The following is an 18,161-nucleotide window of genomic DNA, read 5'->3' as shown; positions in this document are numbered from 1 at the left end:
GTCCGCGAAGGCCCCCCGATCAATCCCATAATGAACTGGTCAGGTACGGTATCTGCGCCGCCGCTGCTGCTGCCTGTCGGATGCGTTGCGCGCCGACCGACCTATTCGCAGAGCGCGGAATGGCAGGTTCAGAGAGAATCTGACTGAGATTCGTTGAAGCAGTCGATGCTTGCTTTCCTTTGTATCAATCCAATACGGTGTGCGGCCATGTTCTTCCACGCGCTTGCAACGGATTATGACGGGACGATCGCAGAAGACGGGGTAGTGAAGGACCCCACCTTCGAGGCGCTGGCTCGCCTTCGCGAGTCCGGACGACGACTGATCCTGGTCACCGGAAGGGAGATTGAGGACCTAAAACGGGTTTGCCCCCGTCTGGACATTTTCGACGAGGTTGTCGCCGAAAATGGGGGCGTTATCTATCGGCCCGCGACCCAAGCGGTCGATCTATTGGCTGAGCCGCCGCCGGCTGCATTCGTCAACCGGCTTCGCGACCGTGGCGTCACGCCTCTGTCCGTCGGTCACGTGATCGTCGCCACTTGGGAGCCAAACCAAGACATCGTGCTGGAAACCATCAAGGATCTCGGGCTTGAATTGCAGATCATTTTCAATAAGGGCGCGGTCATGGTGTTGCCGCCGGGGATCAACAAGGCCAGCGGGCTGAAGGCCGCGCTGCGCAATTTATCCTTAGCTTCGATCAATGTCGTGGGCGTAGGCGACGCCGAGAACGATCATGCGTTGCTCAACGCCTGCGGCTGCTCGGTCGCCGTCGCGAATGCCGTTCCAATGCTGAAGGCGGCAGCAGATTGGATAACAGACTCCCCGCGGGGGGCGGGTGTCGTCGAACTTGTGGATCACCTCCTGAAGGACGATTTGGCGGACATTGCCCGTAGCGACCGTCATACGGTGGCATTCGGCACAGTGATGGGCGAGCACTCCAGTGAACTCGAACCGGTTTCGATGCCGGTCGGTCAACCAGGTCGAATGCTGATTTGCGGCACCTCTGGAAGTGGAAAATCCACATTCACGCAGGGCTTTCTTGAGCGCCTCGCAGTTGCCGGCATGCAATATTGCATCATCGATCCCGAAGGGGATTATGAGGGTTTTGCAGGGGTTACCAGCATCGGCGATGCCAAGCGGTCGCCCTCTTTGCAAAACGTGACCGAGCTTCTCGAGTATCCGGATCGCAATGTGGCGGTCAATCTTCTCGGACTGCCACTGGACGACCGTCCGGATTTTTTGTCGTCCCTGATTCCGAAGCTGATTGAGCTTCGCGCGCGAACCGGTCGGCCACACTGGCTGGTAATTGACGAGGCGCATCATATGATGCCCTCAGAAAACGAATCAATGGCCAAGAGTTTGCCGGCGGATTTCGATCGGGTCACCTTCATCACCGTGCATCCCGACCATATGGCGAAATCCGCGCTTGTCGGCACGACATGGTTGGTCGCGCTCGGAATCGCCATCGGGGATACTGTGACGAAATTTGCGGCAGCAACTGGCTTGGCTGCCCCGGCGGGTCTTCCTGCCGCTTTAGATACCGGGTGCGCGCTGGTCTGGCCAATTGGTGCGGGACAACGGCCTGCGCCGGTTCACGTGATCCCGCCAAGCGAGGAGCATCGTCGACATTTGCGGAAATATGCCACAGGTACGCTCGGTGAGGATATCAGCTTCTATTTTCGTGGTCCGGACGGCGCGCTTAACCTGCGGGCCCAGAATCTGGAAATGTTCTGTCAGCTCGGCGAAGGCGTCGATGAAGAGACGTGGCGTCACCATGCTCGGGCAAACGATTATTCTCGTTGGTTGCGAGATGGCATCAAGGACCCGGAACTAGCGGAGGAGATCGCGGGCATTGAACACGCGGCTGAAGCGGATATTCAGGAGAGCCGGCAAAAGGTTCGTGCGGCCATAGAACGGCGATACACAAAAGCTGAATAGTGTAATCGATCGATCGTCAGCGACAAGCCGAGCGAAGGCGCGGCTGTGTTCCGGCGGAGCCAGATAAATGAAAAAACTGCTCGAAATCTGTCTGGGCGTCGTGACGGGGGGTTTCTGGAGATGGGATCGCTGGCGACGGCGGCACAGGGCGGCGCCATGTTTCGCTTCGAGCTCGGCTGGGCAATCGTGGTCGGCACGGTATGTCTCATCTCTCTTACCGAGATGGCCGGGCGCTTCTCCGCGGTGAGCCAGCATACGATCGCCGACGGGATCCGCGACCGATTCGGCATCAAGTTCTTTCTGTTCCCCCTCATCGGACTCGTCATTGTCAATACGCTGGTTCTGTCGGCCGAATCGGAGGCGTGAGCGTCGCGCCGAAGATGGCCACCGGCATTCGGCACGCATGGTGGGCGTTGCCCATCGCGATGCTTGCGTGGTTCGTGCTGTGGCGTGGCACATTCGGGCTGATCGAAAAAGGCATGTCACTGCTCGGCCTCGTCACGTTAAGCTTCGTCGCCGCCGTTGTTCCACTCCCGTCGAGCATGGTGCATAGGTGGACGACCGGTTTTGAGTGAAGGAGACGTCCGAGGGACCGCCTGCTGGCGATGGCGAATGACGACTGGTCGGAGAACTCCGCCTCGTTCCGAACTTCCGAGGACGACTCAGTATCCCGACGCTGTGTGAGGGGAAGCCGAATAGGAAGAGGATGACCCCACCTTCCGGAATACAATCAACGACTCTATGTCCGTGTAGCAGGATATACGGCAGATCCACTTTTCCCGGAATCACTGTGATCGATTGGAGAACTCTGATGAGCAAAAAATCACCGGCCGACAGTATCTGCGGCTCGAATGAAACAACTGAAACGACGCTGGCCGCGCTCGCTTTACAGATCAATGCTTTCGTCCTCCAAGGAAGCTTGGATAGCCGATGCGCCGTGAAGCTCGTCAAGAGACTGAAAAAGGAAGCCGACGCCATCCGGGAAGTAGGCAATTCGACGAAGCTCGGTCAGAACGAGTTAAACGTGGCCTTCGAAGCAGTCGACGCCACGTTGCGCGACCATGACGCAGCGCTGCTGGTAATGGCCAACGCGGCGCTCCGGTCGACAGACGACAAGGGGGGAACAAAAAAGTCAAAATAGCGACCGCAGGCGAAGCCGACGGATCGCCGAGCCCGTAAGAATATGTATCGTCGTTTCGTCGTCCGGCCGACGCTGTCGTAGTGCTCTCGTCAAACGAGCTGATCCGCACGAAAGCGTTCATAACCGGCCTTGTGCAGGTTAAATCGCCTCTCTCGGACGTCGCCAACTTTCACCGGAGGAGCATCGAATGGCTCATTCAAACATCGAGGACGTCGTACGAGCTATCGCAGAGGATACGCAGGCGTCATTCGAGACTATTGCCCAGTATATTCAGATCCATCAAGCGGCCCGGGGGTTGACTTGCTGGGTGGCTTTCGGGTAGCGTCCACGCCCCACGTCTGAAACGGGAATACGATGGAAACAAGCTGCGGAGATTTGGCCTCGGTCGAGATTGAACACGATGGAGTGCGGTTGAGGGGAAGATACCGCGTCATGGGTAAAACGGTCGTCGTCTACTTTGACGACAAAATCAAATTCGTCGACTATGGGTTGGACAGACCTGAGACCGTTGCCAAATGGCTGCTCTCGGACCTATCCCGTGCGAAGCCCCGGAAGAAACGAACGTGGTAACAGCACACACAGTCGCTGGCGTGGAGTTGCGCCACGGGCAACGTCGCTGCCGGCAACACAACCTCGATCTGACCTTTTCAGGACTTACTTCGTTTTTGACCGCGAGCGTCGAAAACTTTCTTTCTGGGTCGATCGCGAGATTCTTTCTCTCAACTCAGAAATGAGCCTTCAAATCGTGGCGGCTGGAATCGACCAGCTGAGACGCCGGCGAGAGGGCCCCATCCTGTGGCGGCCATCTTCAACCGGTCCACGAACGCTGTGTCAAGGGACAGCCGTGGCTTCGCAATACGCTCGGGCATAGTGTTTCGCTCGTGACCGCACGATTTACTACGCCTACTCTCTGTCAACCGCCGGACACACAACCGGAACATCCTTGCAAAACGCATAGCAAGGGTGATCGCCGAAGCATCGCGTTGATCGACAGCCTTGTCTATGTGCACTGGCCCGTTATCGCTTTGAAGCAGTTCGGGCTGACAGCACAGCGAGAACAAGGATCGATCATGGACGACATGTCTACCCCGAATCCACGGATCAGCCCTGAACATACCCGGAGCGGTCTTGGCGTCGAGGCGTTGACGCGCGATATCGTCGACAACCTGATATGTCTTCAGGCGCGATATCCCGAGATCGCAACGCCACACGACTGGTATATGGCGCTCGCCTACGCTGTCCGTGATCGCATGATGACACGCAGGGTTGCGACCACGCACACGTATGTCGCGCACGGAGCGAAGATCGCCTGCTATTTGTCCGCTGAGTTTCTCATCGGTCCGCAGCTCGGCAACAATCTGATCAATCTCGGTATCGAGGGCAACGCGCGCGATGCGCTGCAGGCGCTGGGCATCGAGCTCGAGAGCCTGCTTGCGATCGAAGAAGAACCGGGTCTCGGCAACGGCGGACTCGGGCGCCTTGCGGCGTGTTATCTCGATTCGCTCTCGACGCTCGAAATTCCGGCCATCGGTTACGGAATCCGCTATGAATTTGGCATCTTCGACCAGGAGATTCGTGACGGCTGGCAGGTCGAGGTCACCGACAAATGGCTCCAGAAAGGAAACCCCTGGGAGATCCTGCGCCCGGATGTTGCGTTCTACGTGAAATTCGGCGGCCGCACGGAGAGCGAAACCGATGAACATGGCCGGTTCGTGGTGCGCTGGATTCCGGCCTACACGGTGAAGGGCGTAGCCTGCGATACGCCGATTACCGGCTTTCGCGTGAACACATGCAACTCGCTGAGACTTTGGAAGAGCGAAGCGGTTGAATCATTCGACCTGCAGGACTTCAACGCCGGCGATTACTACGAGGCCGTGCACGAAAAGGTGCAGTCGGAAACGCTGTCGAAGGTGCTTTATCCGAATGACGAACCGGAGGCCGGCAAGCGGCTGCGGCTCGCGCAGCAATATTTCTTCGTCTCGTGTTCATTGCAGGACATGCTGCGGTTACTCGCGTTGAAGGGCGAACCGATCAGTCGCCTCGCCGACATGTTCTCCGCGCAGATGAACGACACCCACCCGTCGATTGCCGTTGCCGAACTGATGCGCTTGCTGGTCGACGAACGTGAAGTGGCCTGGGACGAAGCGTGGGAGATCACACGGCGCACGCTTGCTTATACGAATCACACACTCTTGCCCGAAGCACTCGAGACGTGGGGGCTGGCGCTGTTTCAGGACTTGCTTCCGCGCCTTCTCGACATCATTTACGAGATCAACGGTCGCTTCCTCAACGAGGTCCGGCAGCGATACCCGAGCGATGACGCGCGGATCGCCCGCATGTCGTTGATTGACGAGAACGGTGCGAAGCGTGTGCGCATGGCGCATCTGGCGACGGTCGGCAGTCACGCGATCAACGGCGTCGCGGCGCTTCATTCGAAGCTGCTCGAAGAGACCGTGTTGCGGGATTTCGCCGAGCTGTGGCCGGAGCGCTTTCACAACGTGACCAATGGCGTCACGCCGCGCCGCTTCATGATGCTCAGCAACCCGGGCCTTGTAAGCCTGCTCGACGAAACACTCTGCGAGGGCTGGGCGACCGATCTCAACCGGCTGCGCGAGCTCGACGAGCACGCGGACGACCCCGCGTTTCAGGAGCGCTGGCGCCGTGTGAAGCAGGCAAACAAGGAGGAGCTCGCCGCACAGATCAAACGCGCGACGGGCATCGTGGTGGACCCAACCGCGCTATTCGACATACAGGTCAAGCGGATTCACGAATACAAGCGGCAACATCTGAACGCGCTTTACATCGTCACTCTGTACCAGCGCCTGCGGCGCGATCCGCAACTCGCGCTGACGCCTCGCTGTTTCGTGTTCGGCGGCAAGGCTGCGCCTGGATACGCGATGGCGAAGCTCATGATCCGCCTGATCAACGGGATCGCGGAAGTCGTCAATGATGATCCCATCGTGAACGGTCGCCTGAAGGTCGTGTTCTTTCCGGATTTCAATGTGAAGAATGCACACTTCATCTATCCGGCCGCGGACCTCTCCGAGCAGATTTCTACTGCCGGCAAGGAGGCCTCGGGCACTGGCAACATGAAGTTTATGATGAACGGCGCATTGACGATCGGTACGCTCGATGGCGCCAACGTCGAGATTCGCGAAGAGGTTGGCGACGACAACTTCTTCCTGTTCGGCCTCAATGCGGACGACGTGGTACGCGTCAAACGTGAAGGCTACCGGCCGGGCGATTATGTCGATGCGAACCAGGAACTGCATGAAGCAATTGAGGTGATTGGAAGCGGCCACTTTTCACGCGGAAATCGGGAAGTGTTCCGGCCGCTGATCGATAATCTGCTGCACGCCGATCCGTTCCTTGTTCTCGCCGATTATGCTGCGTACGTCGCGCGCCAGGACGACGTTAGCGCCGCCTGGCAGGACGTGCCGCGCTGGAGCCGCATGTCGATACTGAACACCGCATATGCGGGCAAATTCTCCTCGGACCGGGCGATCCGCGAGTACTGCGAGCGGATCTGGAAGATCGGACCAGTGAAGATCGCCCTCGACCGGTGACCCTGAAAGCGCCTATACATGGCGCTCGACGTTCGGTACGGTAAGGTCTGGCAAAATATCTTTGTACGGATCGATGCTGAAATGGATACGGATGGTGACTGGTCGTTGCCGCGACCAAAAATTCTTTCCGGGAATTTTTAACGAGATTCCGTCTGAGGTAGTGCAGGAATTGCTGCACGCTCGAAGAGCAGAAGTCCCGGCGAATGCGTCAAGCATCCCGTCGAGTGAGAGCCATCGCTGGCTGAAAGCCAAGGGGACGGGTGTGGCAGCCACTCCTCAAGCTTGCGACTAACGATCGACGCCGACGTCGACTCCGTTGAGCAGGACGGCATGCCGCTAGTCGCGGCCCAACTCGTCGAGGTCGTGCCGGCGAACAGGGTGACACAAAGTGGCCCGAGCAGCGGGCCAAGCAGTGGTCCAAGCGGCGGCTCGGATTCGGAGAATCGGCTTACCGACCGACTGACCCTGGCGCCCCTCGAGCGACTCGCGGTACCGCACGCGCTCTCCGGTGCCGACGGCGAAAACCGGTCGACCGAGTTTTGTTACATCGAGGCGAACCACGATCTCGATGCGGTGCGCGCGTATCTGAACCGCTATCGCGATCAGCCCAAAACGCTGCGCGCGTACACCAAGGAACTCGAACGTTTTCTGTTGTGGGCGGTGGTGTTGCGCGGCAAAGCGCTGAGTGGTCTGGGAGATGCCGCGCATCAGACGCCGCCCTTTATGGGCCAAGGGATGGCGGCCGGTATTCGTGACGCATCGTGTCAGGCAACGCGCGTTGCGCGGCTTCTGTCGGAATCAGTCTGGAGCGACCACTCGTGCCGCGATGGAAGAGCGGCATGCCTAACATTTCTTCAAGTGATCGGACGAGTTGTCCAACCGCGGCCGACGTAACGTTGAGCTCGGCGGCGGCCGCCGAGAAGCTTTGATGCCGTGCGCTGGCCTCGAAGGCTCTCATCGCATTGAGGAAAATAGGCGCTTTCATGAAGAAAAGTAGTGCTAGCGGGTTGCAAACAATATAGCAGTTGCAAGGTGCGAGTTAATGGCGGAGAACCCTCGTACGAGGAGTCGTCGTCCATCTGCAGGAGGAGGATCTGATCGGCTTCGTCATCCGATGGTAGCGTAGTGACGGTCGGGCTTGCATCAGATCTCGCGTCTTTCAGCGGCGGTTGCTGCCTGGAAGCCGTGCTGTGACTAGGCCGTATCCGACCCATGAGCTACGCTCACAGACCCGTGAGAAAGAACCATTGTTGCTTGGAATTTCGTGCTGCTAGTCTAGCCGCAATAGGAGTCACGCCACCGGCGTGCCGTTCAGCGGATGGAAACTATCGTGAAGCTTCATCTCGAGTCGCAGGGCAGCGGCGCAGCACACAGGGATTTTGGATCAGAGTTCGACGTCGTCATCGATCGAAAGAAGTCGAATTCACTGAAGTGGGCATTCGCCGAAAGGCTCCTTGCAGCCGACGAATATGCCGCTGATCCGTTGCCGATGTGGGTTGCGGACATGGACTTCCGTACGCCCCAGCCGGTCATTGACGCGCTGCATGAGGCTGTCGAATATGGCGTTTTCGGCTACTCGCGCGGCGCCACTGAGAGCTATGTCAACGGGGTCACCGGCTGGCAGGCAAGACGCTTTGGTTGGGAGGTCGCAAGCGATTGGGTATTGCAATCGAGCGGCATCATTACCGCGCTCAAGAACTCCATTCAGGCCTTTTCGTCGCCAGGCGACTCCGTCCTGATCCAGCCTCCTGTGTATTCGCATTTCCATGAGGATGTTTTATTGAACGGGCGGCAGCTCGCCTACGCACCGCTAGAACGCGTCGGCACGCAATATCGCTTCAATGAAAAGACTTTTGAGGCGGCGATCAGGGACAACACCAAGCTTTTCATTCTCAGCAACCCGCACAACCCTACCGGTAACGTCTGGTCTGAAGCCGAACTGAAGGCCATGGGTGAAATCTGTATGCGCCATGGAGTTCTTGTGATTTCGGACGAGATCCACCAAGACCTCGTGATTAATCCGCTCAAAAAACATATTCCGTTCGCATCGCTCGGCGCGGCGTTCGCCGAGAACAGCATCACGTGCACGGCACCGAGCAAAACCTTCAACTTGCCTGGTTTGCAGAGCGCGAACCTTTTTGTGCCGAACCGCCGTCTGCGCGAAGAACTTCGGCGGCAGTTCGACCGAAACATGTATCAGTCGGTCAATACCCTGGGCATGGTCGCGGCTGAAGCGGCCTATACGCACGGTGAGCCTTGGGTGGAGGCGCTCGTGTCCTACATCCGTCAGAATCAAGCGCACTTCCGCAATGCCGTGCACAGCCTCACTTCCAAGATTGAAGTCTTGCCAACGGACTCGCTGTACCTCGCCTGGATAGATTGCCGGGGCCTTGGAATGGACGCGGACGTGCTCAACAAATTTATGTTGGTCGAAGCTCGACTCTGGCTCGACAAAGGGCAGAAGTTCGGTATTGAAGGTCATGGGTACATGCGCGCAAACCTCGGTTGCCCCCGGTCGATCATTGATGAAGCCATCTGCCGTTTGACGAACGCGTTAGCCGCCGTGTAGGGCCGCGCCGAGCGTTGCCGGAAGCGTTGCAACGATCTTCTGGCTTCGCGCAGCGAGTGCTAGACGCAGCGTTATCGCCCCCGAATAGGAGATTAACGAATCGCACTACTAAACGAAGCGGGAAACAACGAAAACTACGTTCAAACCATTTCAACATCACTTCAATAATAAAAACGAGCTTACTCATATGGAGGCGACATGAGCAATGAAAACAGCGCTCAGAACTACGAGCAGGAAGATTTAAAGCGCGAACTGAAGAACCGCCACATTCAGATGATCGCGATTGGCGGCGCAGTCGGAACTGGACTCTTCTATGGATCGTCGTGGGCCATCAGGACAGCGGGCCCAGCGATCCTGCTCGTGTATATCCTCGCCGCTATTGCAATCAATTTCGTCATGCGGGGAGTTATGGTCGGATCTGGTGTTTGGGTGAGGCAGGGATTTGAAGGCGGTGGCGGTTTAGCTGAGAATGTTGCTTGTCCAGAGTAACAACCAGCCAAACCGGAATCCACCACCAATGAAGAAGGTTACAGAAGAACTCAAGAGTGCCGAGTTCTTGCTCGCCCTTTTCACGGTCTCGATTCGACGATCGAGAGCGTCAGTCCACTTCTCGGCGATCCACTCCCGTTCGCCTAAGAGCCGCAGCACTTCTTGTATTTGCGCCCCGAGCCGCAGGGACATGGGATATTGCGCTCCACCTTCGTGGACTGCATGGGTAACGGTGGATTGAGCGCATTCTCAAGGTCAGAAATGTCCTCTGAACCTTCGAAGCCAATGATGTAATGCCAGCCGTTCTGCTGGCATACTCGCGCCACATAGTGAGCACGATCATCTGACGTCACTCGGACAATGATCGGTCGTTGTTCTGAGCCAATCTTTGGCATGTTCGATCCTGTGATTGCGGTTAAGGGGGCGGAGATTAAACCTGACGCCCGTTTCGTGCAGCATATAAGCCTGTACGGTTGGTTAAAACATTCGTAACCTCCCCGGCGCAGTTTTTTCAACTGCCGTTCTTTAGATTACTAATTTAGTAGTACTATGCAAACTAGTCAATACGAAAGCTCGAAGACTAACGATGACGCTTTGGATGGCTTGGTGGGACGCGATCTGGTTACTGCGCCCGGCGTTCTCGCGCCTGCGCAGCTTCATGTGGTTCGCAACCGTCGTGGCCGGCTTCACGGTGCGCACCGAGTTGTTGGGCGTGACCAGCGTCGTGCGTGCACTCAAGCTGCGACCTGCTCTGTACAACAAGCTGCGTGACAGCTTGCACAGCAACGCCGTGCAACTCGATCAGCTCACGGCGCTGTGGACTCAGGCGGTGTTGCGCCTGTTCCCGGATCCGCTACGCGTCAATGGCCGGCGCGTCCTGGTCGGAGACGGCATCAAGGTGGCCAAGTCCGGCAAGAAGATGCCCGGCGTCAAACTGCTGCATCAACAGTCCGACTCCAACAGCAAGCCCGAATACATAATGGGACACTCCATGCAGGCGGTCAGCATACTCGTGGGGGCCGCCCAGAGCGTCTTTGCCATACCGCTGGCCGTGCGCATTCACGAAGGTCTCGTGTGGTCCAACCGCGATCGGCGTACCTTGCTCGACAAGATGATTGCGCTGCTGGATATCGTCTCGGTGAAGGAGCCGTTCTACTTCGTCGCCGATGCCTACTACGCTGCTCGCAAGATCGTCAAAGGCCTGCGCGATCAGGACAACCACCTGGTCACACGCGTGAAATCCAATGCAGTCGCCTATGTCCCGTACCTGCAGCAAGGACCGCGCAAACGAGGCCGCCCCAGACTTTACGGTGACAAGGTCAAACTGAAATCGCTCCTGGCTGAACCCCAGTTCTCGAAATCAGCCGCCAGCCCTGTCTATGGCGAGCACGACCTCACCATTCAGTATCGTGTCCGCGATCTACTGTGGCCTGCGTGCGGAGGACGGGTGGTTCGCTTCGTGGCAGTGATTCACCCTTGCAGGGGTTCGTGCCTGTTGATGTGCACCGATCTCAGCCTCGATCCCATCCAGATCATTCGCTTGTACGGGTTGCGCTTCAAGATCGAACACACCTTCAAACAGGCGGTACATCGGATCGGCACTTTCGCCTACCACTTTTGGATGCAAGACATGAAGCCGCTTGGCCGCAAAAACCGCGATCAATACCTTCATCGCGAATCCCTCGAGTACCGCAACGCCATTAAGCGCAAGACACACGCCTACCACGTCTTCATCCAGGCCGGCATTATCTGTCAGGGACTGCTTCAGTACCTGGCAGTGGTGTTCCCTTCACTCGTCTGGAGTTCATTTGCATCCTGGCTGCGCACCATCCGCCCCGGCATCCCCCCATCGGAATTGGTCGTCGCCAATGCACTACGCCAATGCCTGCCCGAATTTCTCGTGAATAGCACTAAAACCAATTTCTTTGCGAAATTCATCGCCGAAAGGCAGGACCCTGACAACTTCGAGATGTTCCGCCTGGCCACATAGCTTCAAGACCGCGCCGAACACGGCACTCTCGAGAGAAGAAACGAGCGCGGGTAAATCGGAAGCACGGCCCAGCGGCCTTGACGATTTGATTCAACAAGGCGCCCGGCAGATCATCCAGCAAGCGATTGAGGCGGAGTTGACGACATTGCTCGAACGCTACGACAACGTGAAGACTCTCGATGGAAGACGGGCCGTGATTCGCAATGGCTACCTGCCTGAGCGCGAGGTTGTGACCGCGATTGGCCCGGTCACCGTGAAGGTGCCGAAGGTCCGCGATCGCTCGGGCTCGGGTGTGAAGTTCAATTCGAACATCGTGCCGCCCTACATTCGGAAGTCGCCCCGCGTGTCGGCGGCATTGCCCTGGCTGTATCTACGTGGCGTGTCGACCGGCGACATGGGCGAGGCGCTGAGCGTGCTGTTGGGCGAAGAGGCCAAAGGTCTTTCGCCCAATGTGGTCAGCCGTCTAAAGGCTCAGTGGGCCGACGAGCACACTTTGTGGAATCAGCGTGATCTGTCAAACGCGCGGTGGGTCTATTGGTGGGCCGATGGCATCCACACGGGGCTGCGCAGCGACGATTCGGACGGCCAGTGCTTGTTGGTCATCATCGGCGTCAAGCCTGATGGAACGAAAGAACGCGTGTCGATCGGCGATGGTTTCCGCGAGTCGAAGGACGCTTGGTGCGAGCTCTTGCTGGATCTGAAGGCACGAGGCCTGCAAAGCGGTCCGCTGCTCGCGGCCGGCGATGGGGCAATGGGTCTGTGGGCGGCATTGGCTGAAGTGTTTCCAAAGACCCGGCACCAGCGCTGCTGGTTCCATAAGACTGGAAACATTCTCAGCGCCTTGCCTAAATCCCAGCATGGTCGGGCCAAAGCTGGCCTGCAGGAGATCTGGCAAGCCGCCACACGCGAGGAAGCCCTCGCGGCCTTCAACCGCTTTATTGACGCTTATGCGGCCAAGTATCCGAAGGCGACGGAGAAACTCGTAAAAGACAGTGATGAGTTGCTTGCCTTCTATGACTTTCCTGCCGAACACTGGCAGCACTTGCGAACGACCAATCCCATTGAGTCGACCTTTGCCACCGTTCGGCATCGAACAACTCGCACGCGCAATTGCGTTTCGCGTCCGACCTTCCTTGGCCTCGCATTCAAGCTGATTGAGTCGGCGGAAAAATCGTGGCGGCGCATTCGTGCGCCCGAAAAAGTCGCCTCCCTGCTCGAAGGAGTTCCTTTCAAAGACGGGCTACCGGTGACTGACAGCACACCGGCTCAGCAACCGCTTGCCGCCTGATCAGACCAAACTCTCCAAACACCACATTTGACTTTATCTCTCATGCGGGCGCTGGGCGAGTTAGCAGTGGAAGAGCCTGTTTCGGGCTCGTACATCTCATACTCGAATCGTTATATTCATCGGTTCGCAGGTTTTTTGAATGGGTGGAACGCATTCATCTTTTTGTTGGCGACGAGCGCGGCGGAATTAAATGCCCTGGGGAACTATGTTCATTTCTGGTTTCCAGTCATACCTATCTGGATAACCGCTGGCGCCGCCGTGTCGCTTCTGTTCGTTGTCAACATCGTCGGTGTGAAGTTCTATGGTGAGGCAGAGTTCTGGTTTGCACTGGTCAAGGTCGCAGCCATCGTCGCCCTGATCATCTTTGGCATCGGCATGATCTTCTTCGGAATCGGAAACAGCGGAGTGCCGGTCGGCTACCACAATCTGGTCGATAATGGCGGCTTCTTCCCGAAGGGGGTCGGCGGAGCGTTTCTCGCAATTGTAATGGTCGCATTCTCGTTTGGCGGCGTTGAGAATCTTGGACTGGCCGCTGGCGAAGCAAAGGATGTCAAAAAGACGATGCCGAAGGCGGTCAGTGCGACCTTCTGGCGACTACTGATTTTTTATGTCGGCGCCATTGCGGTCCTGCTGATGATCTTCCCGTGGACGTCGTTGACCACGAAGGGAAGCCCGTTCGTCGATGTGTTTTCACGAATCGGTATTCCGGCGGCAGCAGGTATTATGAATTTGGTCGTGGTGACGGCGGTATTGTCTGCGGTCAATTCTAGTGTCTTCACCAATAGCCGTACCTTCTATAACCTAGCACTGCAGAAGAACGCGCCCGCGTGGCTGGGCGTGACCAATAGCCGGAAGGTGCCGCACCGCGCGATCTTTATGGTTTTCGTGACGATGTTCGCGGGCGTCGGGCTGAACTTTATGATGCCAGAGCAGGCCTTCGAGATCTTCTCGTCGGTGACCGTGTTTGCGCTAGTTTGCGCATGGGGTTCCATCGTTATCAGCCACCTCAGGTTCCGGAAGCTCAAGATTCAGAACGGCGAAGCGGATCAGATCTCCTACAAGATGCCGTTTTACCCTTATGGAAACTACATCGCCCTGTTCTTCATTGCTGCTGTGATGGTCGGCATCTCGATTCTGCCGGACATGCGCATGTCGCTGGTGGTATCGGCAATCTGGGTGTTTGTGGTGTATATCGCCTATCGGTTCTATGTGAGGAAGGAAGCGGCGCAGGATGCCGCCAATGCGGAGCCAGCGGAGGTAAAGGATTTGTTGGCTTAATGGTTCTTCGGGCATCGGTGACAAAGAGATGTAGCGCCCGACGGTTGCATCCGAAGTAGCATGCAGCAACGGCGGTTCGTAGCGGGAGACCGAAGCGAGCCGCCGTTCGAGAGTGGGACTACAGAGCTGCCTGATTCAGTTTCCGCCGGACCCGCTGTTTAACCCTTCAGTGGCTCTCTGTGGCCAACTTCGGATCGACTGAAACGGGCTCCGCTACGTCGCTGCCGCGGCCGCGCATATAAGCTTGTGGACTGCTCCCCATCTCCAGGCGAAACGCATACACAAACGCCGATGTGGATCCATAGCCAAGTTCCATTGCTGTTCGCGTTACACCCATGCCACCCCCGAGCAGTTCAATCGCTCTGAACAAACGCATCCGTCGACGCCATGAACGCAGGCTTATTCCCGTATCGGCAAGAAAGCGCCGCGCCAGTGTGCGCTCGGACATCCCAAGGATCTTTCCCCAGTCTTCCGGCCCTCGCGGGTCTGCCGGATCGGCGTATAGGGCCTCGCAGAGTGGTATCAGAGGATCGTCTCGCGGCCACGGAAGCGCAGTGGGAAGCGGGCGCGCACGACGCAACTGATCGAGAATCAGGTGCGTGATTCGACTGGCGTAGCCGTCATCGTCTTTCTGGCCTTCGATGTCCGTCGCCTCGACGATGAGCGCCTTCAACAGTGTAGTGACGGCAAACACCGTCGGGTTCTGGTCGGCAAGTGTTGGCCCAACGGTATCTGAAATCCACAAGCTTCGGAATTCCGCGCCAAGGAGGGAGCCGACGCGATGGCGCAGTCCGGCGGGCAACCAGATTGCCTGCTCTGGGGAGATAACCAGCGAACCGCCTTCGGAAATGACGGTAAGGCACCCGGAGATTGCGTAGACCATCTGGTGCCATGCGTGTGAATGCTCGGCGAAGAAGTGGCGCGCCGGAATCGATTGCGCTCTCACCTTCAGCGGCGCAGGGGGGGCAATGCCAGGTGGCGCCTCGATTGTCTTCCAGTTCATGTCCGTCTCCACGTTGACGGATATTCTATATAACTTGGCTATTCGTCGAAAGACAGTCAATGAAGGAGTTGATTTAATGTTGCTTACAGAAGGGAAACACTGCCCCGGTGCGTCTACGATCGCCGCCTCAGGGCGTCCCGCTTTAACCGGAGTTGCCAGCGCTATGTCTCGCCAAGACCGATACGACCTTCCTTTCTCCACGAATTCTGACCTTGCCGCCGATCGTTATCGTGCGGGCGTGGATCTGCTTTTGTCGCTTTGGCCTGGCGCTGCCGAGGCGCTCGATGAAGCAATTGCAGCGGATCCGGACTTTGCGCTCGCCTATGCCGCGCGCGCGCGACTGCAAGCAATCCGAGCGGAGCTGACTGAGGCTCGCGCGACGATTGTGAAGGCGGCCGAACTCGTCGCTCGCAACGGAACAGAGCGCGAGCGCAGCCATGTGGAAGTCATTTCCTTTGCCATCAATGGTCAGTCAGCAAAGGCGCTGGCAGCGGCTCTCGCCCACACCGACAAGTGGCCGCGCGACATCGTTATCTTGTCGATGCCGCTTGGCGCGTTCGGTCTCTTCGCATTTTCTGGAATGGCCGACCATGACCAGGCGCGGGTTGACCTTTGCGAACGTCATGCGCGGCACTTCGATGCCAACGACTGGTGGTTTCTTACGTATCGCGGTTGGGCACATGGGGAGAACGGCAACGTACCGCTTGGCCGAGAGTTGACCCAGCGCTCGCTCGAACTGCGCAGACAGAATGTGAATGCCGTCCATGCGGTCGCCCATGTGCTGTATGAAGCTGGCGCCAATGAAGACGCTGAGCGGGTGATCACCGGCTGGCTTCCCGAGTACGATAAGAGCGGCGTTCTGCACAGTCATATTGCGTGGCACGCAGCGCTCATTGCGCTCGAGCGGGGCGATTCCGAGCGCGCTATCGAAATTTATAACGAGCATGTTGCTCCGTCGTCGAGCGGCGTCCCCGTGAACGTCGTGAGTGACACTGCGTCGTTCCTCTGGCGCGTGCAGGCCTATGGGCATTCCGTCCCGGCCGGGTTGTGGGCCGACGCGGCGAAGTATGCGTCGGGATATTTTAAGCAGCCTGGATTTCCCTTCGCCGATTTCCACATGGCCCTTGTCGCCGCAGCGACGGGAGACAAAGCTGCGGTCGAGGAGCGCGTGGCGGCGCTCGGAAAACTCATCGAGGCAGGAACCCTGCCGGCAGGTACGGTCGTGCCGGCTATCTGCCGCGCTGCGGTGGCATTCGCTCAAGAAAACTACGCGCTATGCGCGGAAATTTTGGCGCCTGTCGCACGTGAGGTCGTGCGCATCGGCGGTAGTGGTGCTCAACGCGAAATCGTCGAAGACACGTTGCTGATATCGCTCATGCGTAGCGGGCAGGGTGCCAAAGCCCACGCACTTCTTGAAAAGCGATTACATCGTCGGCCGTCGCCGCGAGACGCGCGCTGGTTGAATCAGCTGATGACTGTTTAGCTCACAAACGCGCAGACGGCCCTGAAGGCGACCTCGATATCCGCGCCTGCTTTCAGAGCCGTCCGCGGCACGGCAAGTCGTTGTTTGGCGCCGTATAGGGCCAACACAATGCGCGGCTGGTCTTCAATGTTGGATGTAAGCAAGTGGACGTATGATGAATTCAAGCGTAACCGGGCGGGCCACGACGCTTCGCAAGGCGCTCGTGGAGGGAGTGGGTCCGGTTGCCACCATCGCGATCGCGCAGCTCTTCGGAACGGCACTATGGTTCAGTGCCAATGGCATTGCGTCCGACCTGATGAAAGTCTGGGACGCGAGCGCCTCGGATATTGGATGGCTGACGAATGCAGTGCAACTGGGCTTTATCCTCGGCACGCTGACGATCTCACTAAGCGGCATCGCAGACCGTTTTCGCGCCAGCCGGATCTTCGTCTGTAGCGCCATAGCTGGCGCGATCTTCAATCTCTGCTTCGGATGGCTTGCGTCGGGGCTGTTGAGCGGGGCGATTTGCCGATTGGCCGTGGGCGTTTGTCTTGCTGGCATCTACCCAATGGGGATGAAGCTGATTGTTGGGTGGGCGCCGAATCGCACCGGCCAGGCGCTCGCGCAACTCGTGGCGATGCTGGTGCTGGGCACCGCACTTCCTCATTCGATGCGTGTGGTCGGCGCTGGCTTTGCCTGGCAGCTCATCATTTCCGCCTCCTCGGTCCTTGCGGTGATGGGCGCGTTCGTCATCCACGTACTCGGCGATGGACCGCACTCGGCGATCAAAGCGCAGGTAGCAAAGAGCGCCCGTGGCAAACCGGCGCCCGCTTCGTCGGTGCTCGGCGCATTCCGGATCCGCCAGTTTCGCGCCGCGACATTTGGTTATCTCGGTCACATGTGGGAGCTCTATGCGTTCTGGGCCGCCGTCCCGCTGCTGATCGCGCACACGTCGCTTCCAATCCGCTTTCCCGGCCTCAGTGTTTCCGCGATGTCGTTTGCCGTCATTGGAATCGGCGCTTTGGGTTCTCTGGCGGGTGGCATCCTGTCTCGCCATATCGGCAGCGCGAAGGTAGCGGTGGCCGCCTTGGCAATTTTCAGGTCTGTGCGGGACGACCTTCGCGCTTGGATGGCGCGATCTTTCCCCCGAGGCCATCGCGGTATTGCTGGCGGTATGGGGCGCCTCGGTCGTGGCTGACTCGCCCCAGTTCTCGGCGCTTGCGGCGAAGGCATGTCCGCCGACTCTAGTGGGCAGCGCGCTTGCCATTCAGAACTCGATCGGCTTCGCCGTTACGGTGCTATCCATCGCAGCGACAACGGCGCTCCTGCAGCGGGTTGGACTGGATGCGACCTGGCTTCTGGTTCCTGGCCCGGCGATTGGCCTGGCTGCATTCGCCCTCACATCGCGTCGCAAGGCCGTCTCGGATCAAGGAGATTGAA

General features: G+C 58.1%; 12 protein-coding genes and 4 pseudogenes. 13 read left to right on the top strand and 3 right to left on the bottom strand.

All coding sequences use genetic code 11. From position 1 onward, the window contains the following. The first annotated feature begins 207 nt into the window (after positions 1-207). The 6 genes and pseudogenes from ACEN42_RS39475 to ACEN42_RS39450 all read left to right on the top strand — a co-directional run. Complete coding sequence (locus ACEN42_RS39475) at positions 208-1,935, top strand: HAD-IIB family hydrolase (RefSeq protein WP_371884492.1); 1,728 nt, start codon at positions 208-210, stop codon at positions 1,933-1,935. Between the two features lie 120 nt (positions 1,936-2,055). Next, positions 2,056-2,301 carry a divalent metal cation transporter gene (locus tag ACEN42_RS39470; RefSeq protein WP_371884491.1) on the top strand — a complete coding sequence of 82 codons (246 nt, stop codon included), beginning with the start codon at positions 2,056-2,058 and terminating at the stop codon, positions 2,299-2,301. Further along, positions 2,298-2,510, top strand: coding sequence for a hypothetical protein (locus ACEN42_RS39465; RefSeq protein WP_371884490.1), 213 nt, complete (start codon positions 2,298-2,300; stop codon positions 2,508-2,510). The genes ACEN42_RS39470 and ACEN42_RS39465 overlap by 4 nt, the downstream gene beginning before the upstream one ends. A gap of 236 nt (positions 2,511-2,746) precedes the next feature. Beyond that, complete coding sequence (locus ACEN42_RS39460; protein ID WP_371884489.1) at positions 2,747-3,076, top strand: hypothetical protein; 330 nt, start codon at positions 2,747-2,749, stop codon at positions 3,074-3,076. Positions 3,077-4,155: 1,079 nt separating this feature from the next. Then, positions 4,156-6,642, top strand: a complete 2,487-nt coding sequence (locus ACEN42_RS39455; protein WP_371884673.1) for a glycogen/starch/alpha-glucan phosphorylase — start codon at positions 4,156-4,158, stop codon at positions 6,640-6,642. A 276-nt stretch (positions 6,643-6,918) separates the two neighbouring features. Beyond that, a pseudogene (locus ACEN42_RS39450) lies at positions 6,919-7,335 on the top strand (hypothetical protein); the annotation flags it as partial. Between the two features lie 70 nt (positions 7,336-7,405). Here ACEN42_RS39450 and ACEN42_RS39445 read toward each other — a convergent pair. After that, positions 7,406-7,627: pseudogene (locus ACEN42_RS39445) on the bottom strand (LysR family transcriptional regulator); the annotation flags it as partial. A 333-nt stretch (positions 7,628-7,960) separates the two neighbouring features. Here ACEN42_RS39445 and ACEN42_RS39440 point away from each other — a divergent pair. Next, positions 7,961-9,211 (top strand): MalY/PatB family protein, encoded by a 1,251-nt coding sequence (locus ACEN42_RS39440; protein ID WP_371884488.1) that lies wholly within the window; start codon positions 7,961-7,963, stop codon positions 9,209-9,211. A 198-nt stretch (positions 9,212-9,409) separates the two neighbouring features. Further along, a pseudogene (locus ACEN42_RS39435) lies at positions 9,410-9,619 on the top strand (amino acid permease); the annotation flags it as partial. A 224-nt stretch (positions 9,620-9,843) separates the two neighbouring features. Here the strand turns inward: ACEN42_RS39435 and ACEN42_RS39430 are convergent. Next, positions 9,844-10,095 (bottom strand): PBPRA1643 family SWIM/SEC-C metal-binding motif protein, encoded by a 252-nt coding sequence (locus tag ACEN42_RS39430; protein WP_371880216.1) that lies wholly within the window; start codon positions 10,093-10,095, stop codon positions 9,844-9,846. Positions 10,096-10,286: 191 nt separating this feature from the next. Here ACEN42_RS39430 and ACEN42_RS39425 point away from each other — a divergent pair, with 191 nt between their 5' ends. From ACEN42_RS39425 to ACEN42_RS39415, 3 genes are all read left to right on the top strand, one after another. Further along, a complete protein-coding gene (locus ACEN42_RS39425; RefSeq protein WP_371880217.1) occupies positions 10,287-11,690 on the top strand; it encodes a transposase in 1,404 nt (467 codons plus the stop codon). Further along, positions 11,656-12,978, top strand: a complete 1,323-nt coding sequence (locus ACEN42_RS39420; RefSeq protein ID WP_371884672.1) for an IS256 family transposase — start codon at positions 11,656-11,658, stop codon at positions 12,976-12,978. The genes ACEN42_RS39425 and ACEN42_RS39420 overlap by 35 nt, the downstream gene beginning before the upstream one ends. Before the next feature lie 66 nt (positions 12,979-13,044). Next, on the top strand, positions 13,045-14,256 hold the full coding sequence (locus ACEN42_RS39415) for an amino acid permease (protein WP_371884487.1): 1,212 nt from the start codon (positions 13,045-13,047) through the stop codon (positions 14,254-14,256). Between the two features lie 166 nt (positions 14,257-14,422). Here ACEN42_RS39415 and ACEN42_RS39410 read toward each other — a convergent pair whose 3' ends face one another. Further along, positions 14,423-15,259 (bottom strand): helix-turn-helix transcriptional regulator, encoded by an 837-nt coding sequence (locus ACEN42_RS39410; protein WP_371884486.1) that lies wholly within the window; start codon positions 15,257-15,259, stop codon positions 14,423-14,425. A gap of 163 nt (positions 15,260-15,422) precedes the next feature. Here ACEN42_RS39410 and ACEN42_RS39405 point away from each other — a divergent pair, with 163 nt between their 5' ends. Next, on the top strand, positions 15,423-16,742 hold the full coding sequence (locus tag ACEN42_RS39405; protein ID WP_371884485.1) for a tetratricopeptide repeat protein: 1,320 nt from the start codon (positions 15,423-15,425) through the stop codon (positions 16,740-16,742). A gap of 154 nt (positions 16,743-16,896) precedes the next feature. Then, a pseudogene (locus tag ACEN42_RS39400) lies at positions 16,897-18,160 on the top strand (MFS transporter). Position 18,161: the final 1 nt, after the last annotated feature.

It is taken from the genome of Caballeronia sp. S22 (assembly GCF_964261745.1).
Classification (GTDB): domain Bacteria; phylum Pseudomonadota; class Gammaproteobacteria; order Burkholderiales; family Burkholderiaceae; genus Caballeronia; species Caballeronia jiangsuensis.
The sequence above is the reverse complement of the archived record's forward strand: the minus strand, read 5'-3'. Positions and strand labels throughout refer to the sequence as shown.